Here is an 18,865-nt window from a genome sequence, read left to right on the forward strand (position 1 = left end):
AACAAGGGGATGGTAGTGAGACAAGTAAGCCGGCGGAAGAGGTGGTTGGCCGACCTTGGGGATCCCCTCGCGGGGATTGGTTGGACAGCCAGAATTCCGGCCGGCATTGGGGACTTGGTGGGATTCGTGCGGTAGCGCATGGGGTCAATTGATAGGTATATCTTCCGCACGACGCTCGCGTCGTTTGCGCTGGTCCTGGTCAGCCTCACGGGCGTGATCTGGATTACGCAGGCGTTGCGCGGCATCGACCTGATGACGAGCCAGGGTCAGACCATTCTGACCTTCCTCGGCATCACCAGTCTCGTCGTGCCAGCCCTGGTGCTGATCATCTCGCCGATCGCGCTGATGATCGCGATCTCGCACACGCTGAACAAGCTCGCGACCGATTCCGAGATCATCGTGATGAATGCCGCCGGCTTCTCGCCGTTCCGGCTGTTCTATCCGTTCTTCTACGCCACCTGCGTGGTGGCGCTGCTGGTCGCCTTCATCGCGGCCTATCTCGCCCCGGACGGCATGCGGCGGATCAAGCAGTGGGACGCCGAGATCACCGCCGACGTGCTCACCAACATCCTCCAGCCCGGCCGCTTCGCCCAGCTCGACAAGAACCTGACGATCCGGATTCGCGAGCGCCAGCCCGGCGGCATCCTCGCCGGCATCTTCATCGACGATCGTCGCGATCCGAACGAGCGCGTCTCGATCGTCGCCGAGCACGGCGAAGTCGTGAAGAACGAGACCGGATCGTTCCTGGTGCTGGAGACCGGCAATCTCCAGCGCTTCGAGGCCGGCAAGCGCGATCCCGCGCTGGTGGCGTTCGGCCGTTATGGCTTCGACATGTCGAAGTTCTCGGGCCAGGGCCGCGACGTCACCCTCGGCATCCGTGAGCGTTATCTCTGGGAGCTGCTCTCGCCGTCCGAGGACGACCCCGTCTACAAGCAGATTCCCGGCCAGTTCCGCTCGGCCTTGCATGACAGCCTGTTGGCGCCGATCTATCCGTTCGCCTTTGCCGTGCTGACCTTCGCGTTCCTGGGTGCGCCTCGCACCACCCGCCAGAGCCGCAATTTCTCGATCGGCTCCTCGATCTTGGCAGTGTTCGGCCTGCGCATGGCTGGCTTCGCTTGCTCGGTGATGGCCGTGAAATCGCCGGCCGCGGTGCTGGTCCAATATGCGATGGTCATTGGTGCCATCGGCATGGGGCTCGCAATCATCATTGGCGGCCTCGTGGTCGAACCGCCGGCTCGCCTCATGGAGGCCATCAACAGGTCGAACGCGCGCATCGCGCGCCTGTTCGGACGGCCGGCCGCCGCATGAGCATGCTCACCAACACACTCGGGCGCTATTTCGCCGGCCGTTTCGTTGTCGCAGCACTTGGCGTGTTCGCCAGCATTTTCCTGCTGCTGGTACTGGTCGATTACATCGAGATGGTGCGCAAGACCTCAGGCCTTGCATCCGCCTCCGCGGTCATGGTGGCCGAGACCTCGCTGTTCCGCGTGCCGCAGCTCCTCGAGAAGCTGACGCCGTTCTGCATGCTGATCGGCGCCATGACCTGCTATCTCGCCCTCTCCCGCCGGCTCGAGCTCGTGGTCGCGCGCGCCGCCGGGGTCTCCGCATGGCAATTCATCTCGCCGGCGCTGGGCAGCGCGCTCCTGATCGGCGTGATCGCCACCGTTGCCTACAATCCGATGTCGGCCAATCTGCGCGAGCTCTCCAAGCGCATGGAGGCCGAGCTGTTCGGCTCGGCGCCCGGCGGCGGCATCCAGGACGCCACCGGATTCTGGCTCAACCAGAAGACCAGCGACGGCGAGACGATCATCAACGCGGCGCGCAGCGAGCAGCAGGGCATCCGACTCACGGGACTGACGCTGTTCCGGTTTGACACAGAGCAGCACTTCAAGGAGCGGGTCGAGGCGCGCGAGGCGACGCTCTCGCTCGGCCGTTGGTGGTTCAGGGACGTGCGCCGTTTCTCGCTGGATTCGCCGCCCGTCGACCAGGCCGTTTTGGAAATTCCAACCACGCTGACCGAGGCGCAGATCCGCAACAGCTTTTCCACACCCGAGACTGTGTCCTTTTGGCAACTACCGAGCTACATCCGTTCGTCCGAAAGCTCGGGCTTCGCGACAGCCGGATACCGACTCCAGTATCAGAAGCTTCTGGCGCAGCCGTTTTTGCTGGCGGCCATGGTGATGCTCGCGGCCTCCGTGTCGTTGCGCTTCTTCCGGATGGGCGGCGTGCAGAAGATGGTTTTGAGTGGCGTGGGCGCAGGCTTTCTGCTCTACGTTTTGTCGAAAGTGACTGAAGATTTGAGCAAGGCTGAGTTGATGCATCCGATCGCTGCGGCGTGGTTGCCCGTGGTGGTGGGCGGCCTCACCGGCTTTTTGGCCTTGCTGTATCAGGAGGACGGATAGTGACGGCCGTCCACCGCGGACTCGTGTCTCGTTTGACGCGACGCACATTGGTGCGCGCGAACGGGTGCGGCTTGTCCGTCCGCAGGTTCCTGCTCGCTGTCGTCGCGGCTGCCTCGCTTGGCGGCCTGATCGACGTCGCAGCCGTGGCGCCGGCCTCGGCGCAGTACACCTACAATCCGCTGCCGCCGCGTCCGAAGCCGCCGAAGGCCGCCAACGACAACCAGATGCTGGTTCAGGCGACCGAGGTCGATTACGACTACAACAATTCGCGCGTCTCCGCGGTCGGCAACGTCCAGCTGTTCTACAACGGCACCAGCGTCGAGGCCGACAAGGTCATCTACGACCAGAAGACCAAGCGGCTCCATGCCGAAGGCAACATCCGCATGACGGATGCCGACGGCAAGATCACCTATGCCGAGATCATGGATCTCTCCGACGACTACCGTGACGGCTTCGTCGATTCGCTGCGCGTGGACACGGCGGACCAGACCCGCATGGCCGCGAGCCGCGCCGACCGCTCCAGCGGCAACTACACGGTGTTCGAGAACGGCGTCTACACGGCCTGCGCGCCGTGCAAGGACGATCCGAAGAAGCCGCCGCTATGGCAGGTCAAGGGTGCGCGCATCATCCACGACCAGCAGGAGAAGATGCTCTATTTCGAGACGGCGCAGCTCGAATTCTTCGGCGTGCCGATCGCCTACATGCCCTATTTCTCGACGCCCGATCCGACAGTGAAGCGCAAGACCGGCTTCCTGATGCCGGGCTTTACGTCGAACACGCCGTTCGGTTACGGCGTCGAGGTTCCGTTCTACTGGGCGATCGCGCCCGACATGGACGCCACCTTCAACCCGCGCATCACGTCCAAGCAGGGCGTGCTGTTCCAGGCCGAATTCCGCCAGCGCCTGATGGACGGCGCCTATCAGATCCGCGTCTACGGTATCGACCAGCTCGACCGCAGCGCGCTTGCCGGCCAGCCCGGCGACAAGCAGTTCCGGGGCGCCGTCGATACCAAAGGTCAGTTCGCACTGAACGACAAATGGGTCTGGGGGTGGGAAGGCGTCCTGATGTCCGACTATTATTTCTTCTCGGACTATCGGTTATCGCAATATCGCGATCCGCTGGGATCGTTCCTGTACCTGCCGACGGATGCGATCTCGCAGCTCTATCTGACCGGTGTCGGCAATCGCAGCTTCTTCGACGCGCGCACGATGTACTGGCTGAGTTACTCGGGCAACCAGAGCCAGGTGCCGGTCGTCTACCCCGTGATCGACTATTCGAACGTGCTGAACTATCCGGTGTTCGGCGGCGAGTTCAGCTACAAGACCAATTTCGTGAACCTGTCGCGTGATACCGCGGTGTTCGATCCGATCACGACGCTCGCCAACACCAACAGCCTGTGCGCGACGGCGTCGGCCGATCCGCTCGCGCGCACGCCGTCGCAGTGCCTGCTGCGCGGCTTCCCCGGCACCTACACCCGCCTGAGCGCCGAAGCGCAGTGGCGCAAGTCCTTCACCGATCCCTTCGGTGAGATCTGGACGCCGTTCGCCATTCTGCGCGCCGACGCGATCAATTCCTCGATCTCGAACCAGCCGGGCGTGTCGAACTACCTGCCCGTCGGCGACACCCAGGCGTTGCGCCTGATGCCGACCGTCGGCCTCGAATACCGCTATCCCTTCATCAACATTCAGCCTTGGGGCTCGACCACCGTCGAGCCGATCGCGCAGATCATCATCCGGCCGAACGAGACCTATGCCGGCAAGTTCCCCAACGAGGACGCGCAGAGCATGGTGTTCGACGCATCGAACCTGTTCAGCGTCGACAAGTTCTCCGGCTACGACCGCGTCGAGGGCGGCGGCCGCGCCAATGTCGGCGTGCAGTCCACCACGCAATTCGACAGGGGTGGCGCCGTCAAGGTGCTGTTCGGCCAGTCCTACCAGCTGTTCGGCATGAACTCTTTCGCGGTCCAGGATTCCATCAACACCGGCCTGGATTCCGGCCTGCAAAAGCCGCGCTCCGATTATGTGGCGAGCGCCGCCTACTCGCCCAACAGCACCTATACGTTCAGCGTCCGCTCCCGCATGGACGAGCAGACCTGGAACATCCAGCGCTTCGAGGCGGAAGGCCGCGCCAACTTCAACCGCTGGTCGATCAGCATGATGTACGGCAATTACGCGCCGCAGCCGGAACTCGGCTATCTGACGCGCCGCGAGGGCATCCTGACCTCAGGCTCGATCAAGGTCGCAGCCAATTGGGTGGTGACAGGCTCGGCGCGCTGGGACCTGGAGGCCAACAAGATCAACCAGTATGTGCTCGGTGCCGGCTACGTCGACGATTGTTTTGTGCTCGGCTTGAACTACGTAACTGCGTATAGCTATTCCGCGGGCTCGGCGCCGCCCGTGCTGAACCACGCGATCATGTTCCAGATCGGCCTGCGTACGCTGGCGAACACGGCGACGACCAGCAGTTCCGGCGGCGGCCTCCAGTGAACGGTTTGAAGGTGCCGGCCGCGTGTTCCCGATCGCAGGTTCACCGGGGCTGACATGCGAGCGACAAATATGACGACCCCATTGCCTGGCTTCCGCCTCCTCCTCGTCCTCTTCGTCCTGCTCCTGGCCGGCATGCCGGCGCGGGCGCAGAACATCGTCGTGATGGTCAACGGCGATCCGATCACCGATTTCGACATTGAGCAGCGCTCCAAGCTCGACCAGCTGACGACGCAGAAGACGCCCGCCCGTCAGGAGGTCATCAACGAGCTGATCGACGACAGGGTGAAGATGAAGGAAGGCAAGAAATACGGCGTCGATCCCGGTGTCTCCGACATCAACCAGTCCTACGAAGGCATGGCGCAGCGCATGCGCATCTCGCCGGACCAGCTCACCAAATCGCTCGAGACCAAGGGCGTCCGCCCCGAGACCCTGAAGACCCGCATGAAAGCCGAGATGGTCTGGACCAGCCTCGTGCGCGGCCGCTTCAAGGAGAAGCTGATGGTCGGCGAGAAGGACGTCGCCGACAAGGTGCGGGAAGGCGGCAGCGAGAAGCTCCAGATCGAGGGCACCGAATACAAGATGCAGCCGATCGTTCTGATCGTGCCGCGCGGCTCGTCACCGGCGTTCCTGGAGACGCGAAAAAAGGAAGCCGAGCAATACCGCGCGCGCGTCGGAAGCTGCGAAGAAGCCAATTCCTTATTTCGCTCCACGCCGAACGCCACCATCCGCGACGCCGTCACCAAGACCACGGCAGAGCTGCCCGAAGCGCTGCGCAAGGTGCTCGACGACACCGCGATCGGCCACCTGACCGCGCCCGAGGCGACCAAGGCGGGCATCGAGATGGTGGTGCTGTGCTCGCGCAAGCCGACCATGATCGACACGCCGAAGAAGCGCGAGGTCCGCGAGAAGATGTATCAGGAGAAGTACGAGAAGACCCAGAAGACCTATCTCGAAGAGCTCCGCAAGGCAGCGATGATCGAATATCGCAACCGCTGATGGCCAGGCCGACCATCAAGCACTCGGCCAAGCCCCTCGCCCTGACCCTGGGAGAGCCTGCCGGCATCGGCCCCGACATCACCATCGCAGCCTGGCTGAGGCGCCGCGAGCTCGACCTGCCCGCCTTCTATCTGCTCGGCGACGCGGCGCTGATGGCCAGCCGGGCGAAAGCGCTCGGCGCCGACGTCAGGATCGCCGAAGTCGATGCCGGCGAGGCCGAATCCGTCTTCGCCGAGGCCCTGCCGGTGGTTGCGACCGGCGAGCGTGCAAGCGCCGAGCCCGGTAGGCCCGATGCATCGAGCGCACCGGCCGCGCTCGCCTCGATCCGCCAGGCGGTCACTGACGTCCGCGAAGGCCGCGCCAGAGCCGTCGTCACCAATCCGATCGCCAAGAGCGTGCTCTATCGCGCGGGCTTCCGCCATCCCGGCCACACCGAATTCCTCGCCGAGCTTGCGGCCGAGGACGGCCGCGTGCCGCAGCCGGTGATGATGCTGTGGTCGCCGCGGCTCGCCGTGGTGCCCGTGACCATTCACGTCTCCTTGCGCGATGCGCTGGCCCAGCTCAGCAGCGAGCTGATCGTCTCGACCGTGCGCATCGTCGCAACCGAGCTCAAATCCCGCTTCGGCATCGACAGGCCGCGCATCGCGATCTCCGGCCTCAATCCGCACGCGGGCGAGGACGGCTCGCTCGGCCATGAGGAGCAGACCGTGATCGCGCCAGCGCTCAAGGCGTTGCGCAGCGACGGCATCGAGGCAAAGGGACCACTCCCTGCCGACACCATGTTTCACGAAGCCGCGCGCAACAGCTACGACTGCGCCGTCTGCATGTACCACGACCAGGCGCTGATCCCGATCAAGACGGTGGCCTTCGACGACGCGGTCAACGTCACGCTCGGCCTGCCCTTCATCCGCACCTCGCCCGATCACGGCACCGCCTTCGACATCGCCGGCACGGCCAAGGCCAATCCGGCAAGCCTGATCGCCGCGTTGAAGCTTGCGAGCCGGATGGCGGCCGCGAAAATCCCATGAGCGCGATCGACGACCTCCCGCCGCTTCGCGAGGTCATACGCCAACACGCTTTGTCGGCGCGCAAATCGCTCGGCCAAAACTTCCTCCTCGACCTCAATCTCACCGCGCGCATCGCGCGTGCGGCGGCTCCGCTCGAGGACTCCACCATCGTCGAGATCGGCCCCGGCCCGGGCGGGCTGACGCGCGCGTTGCTCGCGCTCGGCGCCCGGCGCGTCATCGCCATCGAGCATGACGAGCGCGCGATCCCTGCGCTGGAGGATATTTCCGCGCGCTATCCCGGCCGTCTCGAGATCGTGCATGGCGATGCCATGACCTTCGATCCGCGCCCGCTGCTCTCAGGCGAACGGGCAAAAATCGTCGCCAACCTGCCCTACAACATCGCGACCCAGCTTCTGATCGGCTGGCTCACCACCGAACCCTGGCCGCCCTGGTACGACATGATGGTCCTGATGTTCCAGCGCGAGGTCGGCGAGCGCATCGTCGCGCGCGAGGACGAGGAGGCCTTTGGCCGGCTCGGCGTGCTCGCCAATTGGCGCTGTGAGACCAAGATCCTGTTCGACATTGCGCCGTCCGCCTTCGTGCCGCCGCCGAAGGTCACCTCCTCCGTCGTGCGCCTTGTGCCGCGCGCAGAACCACTGCCCTGCGATCGCAAGCTGCTCGAACAGGTCGCAGCCGCCGCCTTCGGCCAGCGCCGCAAGATGCTGCGCCAGAGCCTGAAATCGCTGGGCGCCGATCCCGCGCGGCTTGCGCAAGCGGCCGGCGTCGACGCGACGCGGCGCGCGGAGACCGTTCCGATTTCCGGCTTTGTTGCCATGGCGCGTGAATTGGCGGATATACGAAAGCAAGCTGAATAACAGGAATTCCGGAGGAAAGAATATGGCGTTGATGCGTCGGCAGTCCCTGGTCAAGTTCGATGCGCCGCTGTGCGAGACCATCGTCGACACGCCAAAACCGCAGGCGCGCGAGGTGCTGGTGCGCATCGAGCGCTGCGGCCTCTGCCACTCCGACCTGCACATCCAGGATGGCTATGCCGATCTCGGCGGCGGCAGGAAGCTCGACACCACGCGCGGCATGACGCTGCCCTTCACGCTCGGCCACGAGATCGCGGGCGTGGTCGACGAAGTCGGCCCGGACGTGCCCGCCGGCCTCGTCGGAGCCAAGAAGGCGGTGTTTCCGTGGATCGGCTGCGGCCAGTGCCGCGACTGCGCCAATGGCGATGAGAATCTCTGCGCCAAGCAGCGTTTCCTCGGCGTCTCCATCGACGGCGGCTTCGCCACCCACGTGCTGGTGCCGGACGCGAAATATCTGCTCGATTACGATCCGCTGCCCGTCAACCAGGCCGCGACGCTGATGTGCTCCGGCGTCACCGCCTACGGCGCGCTCAAGCGCCTGGTCGACCGTCCCCGCCAGCGCAATTTGCTGCTGATCGGTCTCGGTGGTGTCGGCATGATGGGCCTGTCGTTCGCGCAGGCCATGTTCAAGCAGCCGATCACGGTTGCCGACCTCAGCAGCGCCGCGCGCGAGACCGCGCTGAACAACGGCGCAGCGGTGGCCTACGATCCGGCCGAACCGGAAGTCATCCGACGCATCCTCAAGGAGACCGAGGGCGGCTTCGACGAGATCGTCGATTTCGCCGGCAACGAGAAGTCCATGGCCTTCGCGGTCGCCGTCGCCGCACGTGGCGGCAAGATCGTGGTCTCCGGCCTGATGGGTGGCCAGTTCACGCTGCCGATGGTGCAGTGGGTCTACAAGCGCATGACCATCGAAGGGTTCATGGTCGGCACGCTCACCGAGGCCCACGAGCTGATGGCGCTCGCCCGCGCCGGCAAGATCAAGCCGACGCCGATGCGCGAGGAGCCGATGGGCGAGGTCCAGACATGGATCGACCAGCTTCGCGCGGGCAAGGTCGTCGGCCGCATCGTCCTGAAGAACTGAAGCGCGGAATTCCCGTACAAAACCGCGATTTGTGTGGCGGCGGAGCCGCCCGCTTCGATCACCTGATTAACTCGAAATTGACGCAAAGCTCGGTTCCGGATTGGGGAACCCGCTTCCTGGGGATTACAGTCCTCGCCAGCCCCCTTTGCAATTCCGGTAGGACCATGCAGACCATTCGCCGCTTCCTGGCCGACGAAACCGGCGCCACCGCGATCGAGTACGGCCTGATCGCCGCCGGCATCGCGCTTGCGATCATCGCCGTCGTCAACAACCTCGGCTCGACGCTGAACAAGAAGTTCACCTCGATCAACACCTCATTGAAGTAACGCGGGCACGCGCGCGCGTTCGCGGCACTTCGCCCTGCGCGCGGAACGTCGGCGCCCGGGCTGCGTTGGCAGCCCATGTCCATTCGTTGCACCGTCGAAAGCGCATTCTTCATCGCGTGGAGCTTCCTGGAGCAGAGCGGAGAGCTCGGCCCTCCGGACGAGAGCGCGAACGTCCTTCTGGACGCCATCGAAGCCCAGCTCAGGACCGGCGAACGCCGGCAGTTGATGCTCGCCAACAGGGCGATCGACGCCTACCGCGCGCACGCGGAAAAAACCCGGCCCGCGCACGACTGCGAAGCACGCTTCGGGTGATGAACGTCGCCGCCGCCCTCGGGGCCGCCGGCCCGGCGGCGTACAGGTAAAGGCCGGCGGTCCGTCGGGCAAAGCGCACGGGTGCAGCGCTCGGCGACGACAACGCTACGCCGATCCGCGCACCGGCTATGTGCACTCCTGTACAGAGCTCGTGAGAGTTCGGCATACGGCGCGGTGCGGCCCCGTCCACTTCCGGAATTCCGCAGGCTGAAAGGCCAACTTTTCAACGTGGATAAGGGCCTTGTGTGCACTTTGGAACCGTCGGTTCCGCAGCGGAAACGTAGGGTTCGGGCCGGTGCCGATTCCCGGCCAGAGCAAGACACGTGACCGGTCGGCCCCAGAACGATCTTCTCCAGCGGCTCAGCCATCTGGATTTCGAACTGCTCGCGCCTCACCTCCAGCCGGTCGAGCTCGAGGCGGGTCACACTTTGCATCACGCCGGGGACGAGGTGGTCGCGGTCCATTTTCCCTGCGGCCCCACGCTGGTGTCGTTCGCCGTGCCGGTCGAGGACGATCGCGAGGTGGAAAGCCTGCTGGTGGGGCGCGAGGGCGCGGTGGGCATTGGCGCCGGCCGCAGCGCCTCACTCGCCTATTCCCGCATCGTCGTGAAGCTCGGCGGCAGTCTGGTGCGGCTGCCGCTACGCGCGCTTGAGCAGGTCCAGCAGAGGTCGGCCACGCTCCAGCAAATGTTCTCGCGCTATGCCGACTGTCAGTTCGCGCAGCTACTCCAGGCCGCGGCCTGCAATGCCGCGCATTCGATCGAGCAGCGCGCCGCCAAGTGGATCATCTCCGCGCAGGAGCACATCGGCAACCCCGAGATTCCTCTCACCCACGAGCAGCTCGCCGGCATGCTCGGCGTGTCCCGCAGCTATGCCAGCCGCGTCATCCAGATGTTCAAGGCGAGGCGGATCCTCGCGACCCGCCGCGGCGCCATCCTGATCCTCGATGCGCCCGCGCTCGAAGCCAGAGCCTGCCGTTGCAACGATTGGGTGAAGAAGCATTTTGATGAGGTTCTGGGCGGGCGGCATCTGCCGACGGCTGGAGCGTGATCCGGAAAAGTGTGCAGCGGTTTTCCGAAACGATCATGCTCGAACAATAATGCCGCCTTACAATCGTGGCGGCGACTGACGCTTGAGGTGTAGATAGGCCGGCGTGAAGTCTCCAAGCCGCTGCAATTCGCGCCATTTCAGGACGATCAGCTCGCTATCGCGCAAGTCCATTGTCCCGCTTTGCCTGAGGTCGGCGAGCGTCCGGTTCACCGTCGCGATCGCCATGCCCAGCGTCTCGCCGAGTTGCGCAAGACTGATCGGCAAACGGCAGCGATTGCTGCGGACGAGTTGCGCGGCGCGCGCGCGGTAGAACAGCTCGCAGAACAGATGCGCCATGCGCGCCGGCATCGGCCGGGCGCTGTTGTTGGTGATGGCCTCGCGAAAAATCGAGGCGTCGAGCAGCGTCTCGCGCCAGACGGCCAACGCAAAATTGGGCCGCCGCCGGAACGCGGCGAACAATTCGCGATGCGGAATGAAGGCCACCGAGGCTTGCCCCAGCGCACTCAGCCCATGATCCATCTGGTCGATGAACAGGCTTTGAGAGTCCGGCAGGTCGCCGGAGAGATGGAACGCGAGATATTGCCGCCGCCCGCTGCCGAGCAGGTGGTAGCGCGCCACCATGCCGGAGACGACCAGCGCCGAATGTTCCGGCTCGTCGCCCTGGTGGACGAAGTTCTCGTTGGGCGCGAAATCGCGCTGCGTAAAGGTGAGCGAACGGATCTCGGCGATCTCCTCCGGCGCGAGCGCCGTGTGCTCACAAAGGTTCCGGATCAGCACGTCGTGGGCTTTTTCCATGCCGCCGCCAAAAATCATGCCGGTTCTATCAAGTGATACGTCCGGCTCGGGTCCAGCGGACTAGAACGCGAGTCGGACGCACTGGTTGCTAACCGGTTTGCCACGGCACCGGATCGCATCAACGCCCATCCCCCGTCGCGCGGACCGAGCCTGCTTCTCATGAGCCCTAAGATGATCCTCGAGTGCATCCGCCGCGTGTTCGCATCGTCTCCGAGCGCGCACCTCGACGGCATCGGCGAGGCCTTACTCAAGGATCCGCCGAACGAGCCGGTCCGGCCGATGTCGGATCAGGAACTGGCCCGCGCCATCCGCGAGTTCCGCGCCCTGCCCGTCTCCGGCCGGACCATCCCAAAACTCTCGCGGCGTTTCGTCGAAATCCCGCGGGAGGACTGAAGCGCACTCGTGTAGCCCATGCCCCATCCGAAGTTCATCGAACGTCTGCAATCGATCGCAGACGTGTCCGACGGCGAGCGCCGGCAGATCGCGGCCGTTCCGTCTACGCGGCGCCACGTCGCGGACGCCGATATCGTGCTGCGCCAGGGCGAAGCCGCCTCACACTGCGTCTTCGTCGTCAGCGGCTTCCTCTACCAGGCCCGCATCGTTGGCGACCGCCGCCAGATCCTCTCATTCCACATTCCCGGCGACATGCCGTGCCTGCACACGCTGCTGATCTCACCGATGGATGCGGACCTCGTCAGTCTCGGGCCGACCACCGTCGGCTATGTCGCGCATGGCCAGCTCAAGCAGCTTCTCGACGGCTCCATCCATCTATCCGCGAGTTCTGGCGCGAGACGCTGATCGACGCGGCGATCTCGCGGCAATGGATCGCGCGCCTCGGCGCGCAGACGGCGCTGCCCAAGGTGGCGCATCTGATCTGCGAGCTTGCTGCAAGGCTGGAGGCCGTGGGCCTCGTCAAGGATGGCTGCTTCCAGATGCCGATGACACAGCGGCACGTCGCCGATGCCTGCGGATTGTCGATCGTCCACGTCAACCGCACCATCCAGGAACTCAGGCATCGCCGATTGATCGCATGGGAGGGCGGCGAGATCGAGTTGCTGCAACCCGACGAGCTCCGCGACCTCGCCGATTTTACGCCGGACTATCTGACCTGACCGCGGCGGCGGTGAGCTCGATGCGCTACCCGCTCCGTCGAATCTCCTCCCGCTGCGCCTCGACCTCTTCGGCTTCCTCGTCATCGACCTTCATCTGATCGCCCCGGCCGCTGGCCTTGAGCAGCTCGTCGAGTTTGGCGTGGATGGCCTGAGTGTCGCGGTGCTCGGCCCGCTGGATCACCAGGGTCATGCCCCATGTCGCCAGTGTCGCGAACGAGTGCCACTCGAGCCCGTTACCCAAAGTGATCCAGGCGATGCAATAGACCACGTAGACAACAAACGCGGCGGGCCGCGACGTGGCGACGCCGATCTCGGTAAGCCAGCCTTTTGGATCGGCCATAGACATCCGCGGCAACTCGCGGGGCGCGCGGGCGTTCCAACGGCCAACCCGCACAAGGCTTGCGCGGATCGATACTCAGTGCTTCACGACCGCGATGGTTTCCCCTGCCATGATTTGAGCAGCGGGCCGCTGGCTCCGACGACGGGGTCTGTCTTGGGCTTGCGAACCTTGGCGATGCGCTTGACGGCGTCAGGACGTTCTCTTGTGTCCGTGCACTCGTCGTACGTCCCCTCCTGCGGGTAGGCTCCGACAACCAGGAAGTCCCGGCTAGCTTCGATCAGCCGGTGTCCGGTGCCCGCGGGAAGGACCAGAACGTCTCCGGCTTTCACGCTCACGATCCGGCCCCTGATCCCGCCGCACTCGATCCTGGCCGTGCCGCGTGCCACGCCCATCACTTCGTGGATCTGCGAATGATAATGGACAAAGTCGTAGACAGTATCGCGCCATGACCGGCCCCAGCCATTGCTGTCGAACAACGTGTCGACGATGACCTCCGGGGCAAAACGCCGGGTCTTCAGGTTCACCGCGCCGCGATAGACCAGCACGGGAAAACGCGGGTTGTTCGGCACGATGCCGTCGTCCTGGAAATGGATAACCCGCGGCTGCCGGGTCCGCACAAGTGCCCGCAGCGTTGCCGCGTCGGGACGGTTCTCCACCAGCTTCTTCGCGAAATTCTTGACCTGGTCCTTGATCGGCATGGCGTCTCCTCGGCCGCAATCCAACGACGGCCGAGTTGATAAGTTTCTCAAGGTGGAACGGGGTGGAGGAACCCGGCATCCCCCGTTGCCGTTGTAACCTGCATGAGCGAGCCTGCATCACCCGCGCGACGAGTCGCCTCCGTGATCCGTTATCTGTCAATCGTGATAGGTTGTGCCTGCCTGTTCCTCGCCGCCATTTGCATCGTCCTTGCGTGCAGTGTTTTCATTCAGACAGGCCTCTTGGCGCAATCATACGCAATAGTAGGTCTCATCAGCGCCGCGTTGGGGCTTCTTGCAGTGACGCTCGCGCGGCTCCGCAAATAGACCTTCTCGGCAATTCATCTCGACGAGATCGGCCGGACGATCGAATTTATCTCGACCCAGCCAAAGGTCCCGTGCCCCTGATGGTCCCTTTGATCTCACACCGATCTCCCAATTTACAGACGTTCAAGACAAAGCTTCCGTCCTTGTCGTCGATATCGGCATCACACCGTGTGAGCATGTCCTGATCCGGCGCAAGCATCAGACCCCCCTGGTCTTCGGACAGCGCACCGCGGCAGGTGAACCGATTGTCCTGTGGCCAGGCAAATTTTTGGCTCTGCTTGTTTGCCGCCGCCAACGCGGGGCCAACGCCGACACATGTCACAACCTTTCACCGCCAGCCTTGCGATCGGATTCATCGTAGTCCTCCATTCACTCGAGCTGGTTCGGCTGCCGCCGTGTCCACATGGTCTACTGCGGAATGAAGTTCTGGCCAGCGGTTACGCGCGCCCGGGAATGACGGCTGCAGGACGATGCAACTGTCCGCGACCCGTCGGGCAACATACCCCGTCAACCCCTTCGCGCAAAAACATTTTACTTTTCCGAATTTCGGATTTATGGCATACCCTCCTCATCCTGGCCCTGCCAAAGGGGCGTTCGCGACCGTCACGATATGCGGGCCGGGTGGCGGTGGACGCGGCAGCGCCGGCGCGATCCGTGTGGTGACAGGGCGGGCAACCGTGAGTTCTCACACGACGCGGACGACACGGCGCTGAAGAGCGGGATTGTCGGGTGTCGGAGGGTGAGCACACGCGATCCCCCGGCGATCCGGCAAACCCGTCCGCGGACGGAGAAGTCGTGTGGTCCTGACGCCCGGGGTCTGTGCGTCAAGTCCTGCGGTGATGTGGCGGCCGACCGGCGCGCGCATCGATCATCTGCAGGGCGACGGGGGCAATAGTGCATCGCTCCCCGAGGAGAGCATGAAGGACACCGTTAAAACCATCCGCGCAGGGAAGGCCGGGCGATCGGCCACCTGTCGTCCACCCCCGTGTGCATTTCTACAGCGCACGGACTTGCGGGTGCCGCCGGCGCCCGGCCTTCCCTGCGCCCTTTGGCCTCCATTGGGCGATGAACGAAAGCAACACTCGGGCAAAACCTGCCGCGGGAACGCGCAACCATGTCACGTTTCGCGATACGAGCAGGCCGCCCCTGTACAGAATGTCGCACCGCTTTTCCCCCGCGCGCCGGGCTGATAGATTGGCGCGATTGCTCTGAAGACGTTGGCTCTGAAGAATTTGGCTGGGGAATTTGATGCGCGCGAGGATTTTCAATCGCGTCATGGGGCTGGCGGCGCTGGTCGCAGTCCTGCTTGTCGTCGCCACGCACCCGGCGTCGGCCGAGAAGCGCATCGCGCTCGTGGTCGGCAACTCCGCCTACAAGAACATCACGCCGCTCGACAATCCCTCCAAGGATGCCAGCCTGATGGCGGAGACGCTCGGCCTGCTCGGCTTCACGCTGGTCGGCGGCCGCGCCCAGCTCGATCTCGACAAGGGCGCGATGGACCTCGCGGTGCAGAGCTTTGGCCGGCAGGTCCAGGGCGCCGATGTCGCGCTGTTCTATTATGCCGGCCACGGCGTGCAGGTCGCGGGCTCCAACTATCTCGTCCCTGTCGGCGCCAATCCGACGCGCGAGGCCGATGTTGATTTCCAGATGACCGACGTCAATCTCGTGCTGCGCCAGATGCAGGGGTCCGGCACACGCCTCAACCTCGTGATCCTCGATGCCTGCCGCAACAACCCGTTTGGTTCACGCGGCCTGCGATCGTCCGATGGCGGCCTCGCGCAGATGCGCGCGCCGGAGGGCACGCTGATCTCCTACGCGACGCAGCCCGGCAACGTCGCCCAGGACGGCAACGACGGCCACAGCCCCTACACCAAGGCATTGGCCGCGACGGTCCGGACCGCCGGTCTCGACGTGTTCCAGACCTTCAACCAGGTCGGCCTCGCCGTGAAGCGCGCCACATCAGGCGCGCAGCAGCCCTGGGTGTCGTCCTCGCCGATCGACGGCACCTTCTATTTCGTAGCCCCGACGCAAGCAGCGCCGCCGCAGGTCGCCGCGATGCAGCCCGATCCGCTGCCGGCGAATCGGCTGCGCGCCGATCCGGACCGCGTCCCCTTGCGCGATGCCGCGCTGTTGAGCGAACTCAGCGAGCGGCTCTACGAGCTCAATTTCGATCCTGACACACCTGATGGACTCACCCGCGCGATCACAAAGCTCCAGCAGCGGATTTCCATCGCGCCGACGGGAGAGCCGACCGAAGGCCTGCTGCTGCGGATGCGCAACATGGAGGATCTCAAGCCATGGGGCTCGATCGTCTACGGCCCCGATAGCAGCAGATGGGGCATGTCCTGGACCCACGCCTCGCGGCGCGCCGCGGTGGCGGATGCGCGCGGCAATTGCGCCGGCGCCAAATGTCCGATCGAGCTCTCCTTCTACGGCAAAAGCTGCGGAGCGTTCGCGATCTCCGACAAATCCTGGTCGCTGGTCCAGCGCGACAGCGTGCAACGCGCGAAAGACGCCGCGCTTGACGAATGCGGCAAGGCTGGCAAAGCTTGCCGCATTATCGGATCCGTCTGCGCCGACGGCTCCGGCCGCTGATACCATTTTCATTCTGGATTTTTGCTCATGCGCCATGCCGTCATGCCTGCGATTGCCCTCGCCGTTGTCCTCTCCGCCGCCCTCGCCTCATCGTCCGCCTTCGCGCAGTCCGGCAGCGCCGGCGGCTCGATTGGCAATGACGAGAAGTCGCTGTCCGGCTCGCGGCAGGATTCGTCTTCAGGCCGCTCGGCTGAGCCTGCGCCCTCGGCCCGGCGAAGCAAGCCGGCAGCCGAGGAACCGCGCAGCTCCTCCCGGCGCGGTGGGGGTGGCGGCGGCAGCTTCGACGGAGCCTGGATGGTCGTCAGCGTCGGTTGCGGCGGCACCACGTCCGGCGCGGTCGTGGTCTCCTCCGGCAAGGTCATCGGCCAAGGCGTCAGCGGCACCGTCAGCCCGAGCGGCGCAGTCAGCACGTTCGGTCAAGGCGAGGGCGTGACCTTCACCGGCTCCGGGCGCCTCGGTGCCCGCAGCGGCTCCGGAACCTTCCGCCGCTCGGACGGCTGCAGCGGAACCTGGAGCTCGAGCAAGCAATAGCAGCGAAAATGCCTGATTTCGCGGCGGAACGAACGCCGCGCAGGCCCAATTCAGGCCACATCCTCTCCGGATTTGCGGCTCATTGCCACCCAAGTCTTTGACCAGAAAGGGAAGGTAACGAGTTGCGTCATGCGTAATCGGGAGACCAGGATGGGCAACCGCACCGCAAAGTTCATATCCGCCCTTGTGGGCAGCATCATTGCCGGCGCGCCACTTGCGGCCGTGTCGCAGAATGCACCGACGGCCCCGAGCACGGCAAATGCCGCGAGCGACTGCCTTGCCTCGCCAAAGGGCGCCGCGTCGCAGGGCCAGCATTGGCATTATCGCCTCGAGCGCGCGACCAAGCGGCAGTGCTGGTATCTGCGCGCCGAAGGCGGCAAGGACAGCGCAAAGGTCACGCAGACCGCACAGGCTGCGCCCGATATGCCGACGGCAGAGGCAGCCGCGCCGCAGCCGCACGCGGTGCAGGATGCGCGCGCCGAATATCTGACCCCGCAGAGCATCGCCGCTCCGAAGACGCCGGCGGCGCCGGCGCCACCGACTGCGAGCCCCGCGGCTGACGCGAACGCGCAGCAGCCCGCCGACGCCGCGCGCTGGCCTGACGCCTCCACGCTATCCGCCGCGCCCGCAGCGCAGCCGTCGCCTGCACCTGTCGCGGTCGCGGCACAGCCCGGCGCGAAGCCGGCTAAGTCCCCGGCACCGATGGCTCTGGCTGCGGCAGACAGCACCACCGACAAGCCGGCCGGCTCGCTCCAGATGCTGCTGCTCGTGATCGGCGGCGCGCTGGCGCTTGCCGGCATCCTCGCCAGTGTCATCTACCGGTTCGCCGGCGGGCGCATCCGCGTCCAGGCCGCCGACCATCGCCGGGTCAAATGGGACAATTTCGAGCCGCACGATCACGACGACGGCCGCGCTCCCTGGCTCAACGTCACGCCGCGCGCGCAGCAGCCCCGCCCGGTGGATTTCGATGCCGAGCGTCCGCAGGCCGTGCGTCCCGAAGCCCCGCAGCTCGCCGCATTCGCCAATGAGATCGGCAGGATCGCTGCACGGCCCCGTTCCACTCACAACGAAATCGTAGAGCTCGACGAGACCGACATATTCAACGGAGAGTTCGAGATCGAGCCGTCAGCGCCCATGCTCGCGGCCAACGACGTCAATGATGAAGAGCCGACCGGTCGCGATGAAAATGTGCAGGTCGAGGACGCCGTCGACGTCGACGTGATCACGGCGATGCTGGAACGGCTGGCGCAGGAAGGGCCGCGGCTGAGGCCGCCTAGCCCTGAAGCTGGCCTTGCAGACCTCGCACGAAGCTCACGAGGCCAGTCTGCCGCTCGCGCTTGAGGCGTTCGGCCTTCAGGACCGACTGCACCTCGGCGAAGGCCTCGTCGACGTCGTGGTTGATGACGATGTAGTCGTACTCGGCCCAGTGGCTCATCTCGTGGCTGGCGCGGCTCATGCGCTTGCGGATCACCTCGTCGGAATCCTGCGCGCGCGAATGCAGGCGCTTCTCGAGATCGGCGGCTGACGGCGGCAGGATAAACACGCTGACGACGTCGGCGCGGGCTTTCTCGCGCAGCTGCTGCGTGCCCTGCCAGTCGATGTCGAACAGCACGTCCTGCCCGGCCGATAGCGCGGCTTCGACCGGTGCGCGGGGCGTGCCGTAGCTGTTGTCGAACACGGTTGCCCATTCCAGGAGCTCGTCGCCCTTCACCATCGCCTCGAAGCGGGGTTTGTCGACGAACAGATAGTCGCGGCCGTCGACCTCGCCCGGCCGCATCGCGCGCGTGGTCGCCGACACCGACATGCGGAGGCCGGGCATGCGGTCGATCAAGAGACGCGACAGCGTCGTCTTGCCCGCGCCCGACGGCGAGGACAGCACGAACATCAATCCGCGCCGCTCGACACCGTCAGTTCCGTGACCGCCAATCGTCATCGA

Annotated in this window: 20 protein-coding genes; 16 read left to right on the plus strand and 4 right to left on the minus strand. The window is 65.0% G+C overall.

The window, feature by feature from the left end; all coding sequences use genetic code 11:
- The first annotated feature begins 138 nt into the window (after positions 1–138).
- The 10 genes from lptF (at position 139) to IVB31_RS13485 (ending at position 10,534) form a co-directional block, all read left to right on the plus strand.
- On the plus strand, positions 139–1,308 hold the full coding sequence (lptF, locus tag IVB31_RS13440) for an LPS export ABC transporter permease LptF (RefSeq protein WP_247322808.1): 1,170 nt from the start codon (positions 139–141) through the stop codon (positions 1,306–1,308).
- A complete protein-coding gene (gene lptG, locus IVB31_RS13445; RefSeq protein ID WP_247322811.1) occupies positions 1,305–2,402 on the plus strand; it encodes an LPS export ABC transporter permease LptG in 1,098 nt (365 codons plus the stop codon). Before lptF ends, lptG begins: the two co-directional genes overlap by 4 nt.
- On the plus strand, positions 2,402–4,888 hold the full coding sequence (locus IVB31_RS13450) for an LPS-assembly protein LptD (RefSeq protein WP_247322813.1): 2,487 nt from the start codon (positions 2,402–2,404) through the stop codon (positions 4,886–4,888). The genes lptG and IVB31_RS13450 overlap by 1 nt, the downstream gene beginning before the upstream one ends.
- Before the next feature lie 69 nt (positions 4,889–4,957).
- Positions 4,958–5,884: a SurA N-terminal domain-containing protein gene (locus IVB31_RS13455; RefSeq protein WP_247322815.1), complete on the plus strand. Its 927-nt coding sequence runs from the start codon at positions 4,958–4,960 to the stop codon at positions 5,882–5,884.
- Entirely contained in the window at positions 5,884–6,912 is a 1,029-nt protein-coding gene (gene pdxA, locus IVB31_RS13460) for a 4-hydroxythreonine-4-phosphate dehydrogenase PdxA (protein ID WP_247322816.1), read from the plus strand. The genes IVB31_RS13455 and pdxA overlap by 1 nt, the downstream gene beginning before the upstream one ends.
- Positions 6,909–7,766: a 16S rRNA (adenine(1518)-N(6)/adenine(1519)-N(6))-dimethyltransferase RsmA gene (gene rsmA, locus IVB31_RS13465; RefSeq protein ID WP_247322817.1), complete on the plus strand. Its 858-nt coding sequence runs from the start codon at positions 6,909–6,911 to the stop codon at positions 7,764–7,766. The genes pdxA and rsmA overlap by 4 nt, the downstream gene beginning before the upstream one ends.
- 22 nt (positions 7,767–7,788) lie before the next feature.
- Positions 7,789–8,847 (plus strand): alcohol dehydrogenase, encoded by a 1,059-nt coding sequence (locus IVB31_RS13470; RefSeq protein ID WP_247322818.1) that lies wholly within the window; start codon positions 7,789–7,791, stop codon positions 8,845–8,847.
- Positions 8,848–9,011: 164 nt separating this feature from the next.
- Positions 9,012–9,173: a Flp family type IVb pilin gene (locus IVB31_RS13475; RefSeq protein ID WP_247322820.1), complete on the plus strand. Its 162-nt coding sequence runs from the start codon at positions 9,012–9,014 to the stop codon at positions 9,171–9,173.
- 75 nt (positions 9,174–9,248) lie between these two features.
- Positions 9,249–9,485 carry a hypothetical protein gene (locus IVB31_RS13480; RefSeq protein WP_247322822.1) on the plus strand — a complete coding sequence of 79 codons (237 nt, stop codon included), beginning with the start codon at positions 9,249–9,251 and terminating at the stop codon, positions 9,483–9,485.
- A 323-nt stretch (positions 9,486–9,808) separates the two neighbouring features.
- Entirely contained in the window at positions 9,809–10,534 is a 726-nt protein-coding gene (locus tag IVB31_RS13485; RefSeq protein ID WP_247322825.1) for a Crp/Fnr family transcriptional regulator, read from the plus strand.
- Positions 10,535–10,591: 57 nt separating this feature from the next.
- Here the strand turns inward: IVB31_RS13485 and IVB31_RS13490 are convergent, their stop codons facing one another.
- A complete protein-coding gene (locus IVB31_RS13490) occupies positions 10,592–11,329 on the minus strand; it encodes a Crp/Fnr family transcriptional regulator (protein WP_247322826.1) in 738 nt (245 codons plus the stop codon).
- Positions 11,330–11,500: 171 nt separating this feature from the next.
- On the opposite strand from IVB31_RS13490, the gene IVB31_RS13495 reads away from it, so the two are divergent.
- The 3 genes from IVB31_RS13495 (at position 11,501) to IVB31_RS13505 (ending at position 12,441) form a co-directional block, all read left to right on the plus strand.
- The gene (locus tag IVB31_RS13495; protein WP_247322827.1) at positions 11,501–11,722 is read left to right on the plus strand and encodes a hypothetical protein; all 222 of its coding nucleotides are present in this window, start codon (positions 11,501–11,503) and stop codon (positions 11,720–11,722) included.
- Between the two features lie 18 nt (positions 11,723–11,740).
- Positions 11,741–12,127, plus strand: coding sequence for a cyclic nucleotide-binding domain-containing protein (locus IVB31_RS13500; protein ID WP_247322828.1), 387 nt, complete (start codon positions 11,741–11,743; stop codon positions 12,125–12,127).
- A 62-nt stretch (positions 12,128–12,189) separates the two neighbouring features.
- Complete coding sequence (locus IVB31_RS13505) at positions 12,190–12,441, plus strand: helix-turn-helix domain-containing protein (protein WP_247322829.1); 252 nt, start codon at positions 12,190–12,192, stop codon at positions 12,439–12,441.
- Positions 12,442–12,466: 25 nt separating this feature from the next.
- Here the strand turns inward: IVB31_RS13505 and IVB31_RS13510 are convergent, their stop codons facing one another.
- The gene (locus IVB31_RS13510; protein WP_247322830.1) at positions 12,467–12,781 is read right to left on the minus strand and encodes a low affinity iron permease family protein; all 315 of its coding nucleotides are present in this window, start codon (positions 12,779–12,781) and stop codon (positions 12,467–12,469) included.
- An 83-nt stretch (positions 12,782–12,864) separates the two neighbouring features.
- Positions 12,865–13,479, minus strand: a complete 615-nt coding sequence (locus tag IVB31_RS13515; protein WP_247322832.1) for a cupin — start codon at positions 13,477–13,479, stop codon at positions 12,865–12,867.
- 1,572 nt (positions 13,480–15,051) lie between these two features.
- On the opposite strand from IVB31_RS13515, the gene IVB31_RS13520 reads away from it, so the two are divergent.
- The 3 genes from IVB31_RS13520 to IVB31_RS13530 all read left to right on the plus strand — a co-directional run bounded on the left by IVB31_RS13520 (position 15,052) and on the right by IVB31_RS13530 (position 18,270).
- Entirely contained in the window at positions 15,052–16,398 is a 1,347-nt protein-coding gene (locus IVB31_RS13520) for a caspase family protein (protein WP_247322834.1), read from the plus strand.
- A gap of 27 nt (positions 16,399–16,425) precedes the next feature.
- Positions 16,426–16,929: a hypothetical protein gene (locus IVB31_RS13525; RefSeq protein ID WP_247322837.1), complete on the plus strand. Its 504-nt coding sequence runs from the start codon at positions 16,426–16,428 to the stop codon at positions 16,927–16,929.
- Between the two features lie 129 nt (positions 16,930–17,058).
- Positions 17,059–18,270: a hypothetical protein gene (locus IVB31_RS13530; protein ID WP_247322839.1), complete on the plus strand. Its 1,212-nt coding sequence runs from the start codon at positions 17,059–17,061 to the stop codon at positions 18,268–18,270.
- Here IVB31_RS13530 and gmk read toward each other — a convergent pair.
- The gene (gmk, locus tag IVB31_RS13535) at positions 18,203–18,862 is read right to left on the minus strand and encodes a guanylate kinase (protein WP_247322841.1); all 660 of its coding nucleotides are present in this window, start codon (positions 18,860–18,862) and stop codon (positions 18,203–18,205) included. The two genes, IVB31_RS13530 and gmk, sit on opposite strands and share 68 nt — an antisense overlap.
- Between the last annotated feature and the right edge of the window lie 3 nt (positions 18,863–18,865).

Source organism: Bradyrhizobium sp. 21, assembly GCF_023073335.1.
Taxonomy (GTDB): Bacteria; Pseudomonadota; Alphaproteobacteria; order Rhizobiales; family Xanthobacteraceae; genus Bradyrhizobium.

Bases quoted from the DNA above. Each gene is read 5' to 3' on its own strand.
- lptF (WP_247322808.1), top strand. From the start codon at position 139: ATGGGGTCAATTGATAGGTATATCTTCCGCACGACGCTCGCGTCGTTT.
- lptG (WP_247322811.1), top strand. From the start codon at position 1,305: ATGAGCATGCTCACCAACACACTCGGGCGCTATTTCGCCGGCCGTTTC.
- IVB31_RS13455 (WP_247322815.1), top strand. From the start codon at position 4,958: ATGACGACCCCATTGCCTGGCTTCCGCCTCCTCCTCGTCCTCTTCGTC.
- pdxA (WP_247322816.1), top strand. From the start codon at position 5,884: ATGGCCAGGCCGACCATCAAGCACTCGGCCAAGCCCCTCGCCCTGACC.
- rsmA (WP_247322817.1), top strand. From the start codon at position 6,909: ATGAGCGCGATCGACGACCTCCCGCCGCTTCGCGAGGTCATACGCCAA.
- IVB31_RS13470 (WP_247322818.1), top strand. From the start codon at position 7,789: ATGGCGTTGATGCGTCGGCAGTCCCTGGTCAAGTTCGATGCGCCGCTG.
- IVB31_RS13475 (WP_247322820.1), top strand. From the start codon at position 9,012: ATGCAGACCATTCGCCGCTTCCTGGCCGACGAAACCGGCGCCACCGCG.
- IVB31_RS13480 (WP_247322822.1), top strand. From the start codon at position 9,249: ATGTCCATTCGTTGCACCGTCGAAAGCGCATTCTTCATCGCGTGGAGC.
- IVB31_RS13490 (WP_247322826.1), bottom strand. From the start codon at position 11,329: ATGGAAAAAGCCCACGACGTGCTGATCCGGAACCTTTGTGAGCACACG.
- IVB31_RS13495 (WP_247322827.1), top strand. From the start codon at position 11,501: ATGATCCTCGAGTGCATCCGCCGCGTGTTCGCATCGTCTCCGAGCGCG.
- IVB31_RS13500 (WP_247322828.1), top strand. From the start codon at position 11,741: ATGCCCCATCCGAAGTTCATCGAACGTCTGCAATCGATCGCAGACGTG.
- IVB31_RS13510 (WP_247322830.1), bottom strand. From the start codon at position 12,781: ATGGCCGATCCAAAAGGCTGGCTTACCGAGATCGGCGTCGCCACGTCG.
- IVB31_RS13515 (WP_247322832.1), bottom strand. From the start codon at position 13,479: ATGCCGATCAAGGACCAGGTCAAGAATTTCGCGAAGAAGCTGGTGGAG.
- IVB31_RS13520 (WP_247322834.1), top strand. From the start codon at position 15,052: ATGCGCGCGAGGATTTTCAATCGCGTCATGGGGCTGGCGGCGCTGGTC.
- IVB31_RS13525 (WP_247322837.1), top strand. From the start codon at position 16,426: ATGCGCCATGCCGTCATGCCTGCGATTGCCCTCGCCGTTGTCCTCTCC.
- IVB31_RS13530 (WP_247322839.1), top strand. From the start codon at position 17,059: ATGCGTAATCGGGAGACCAGGATGGGCAACCGCACCGCAAAGTTCATA.
- gmk (WP_247322841.1), bottom strand. From the start codon at position 18,862: ATGACGATTGGCGGTCACGGAACTGACGGTGTCGAGCGGCGCGGATTG.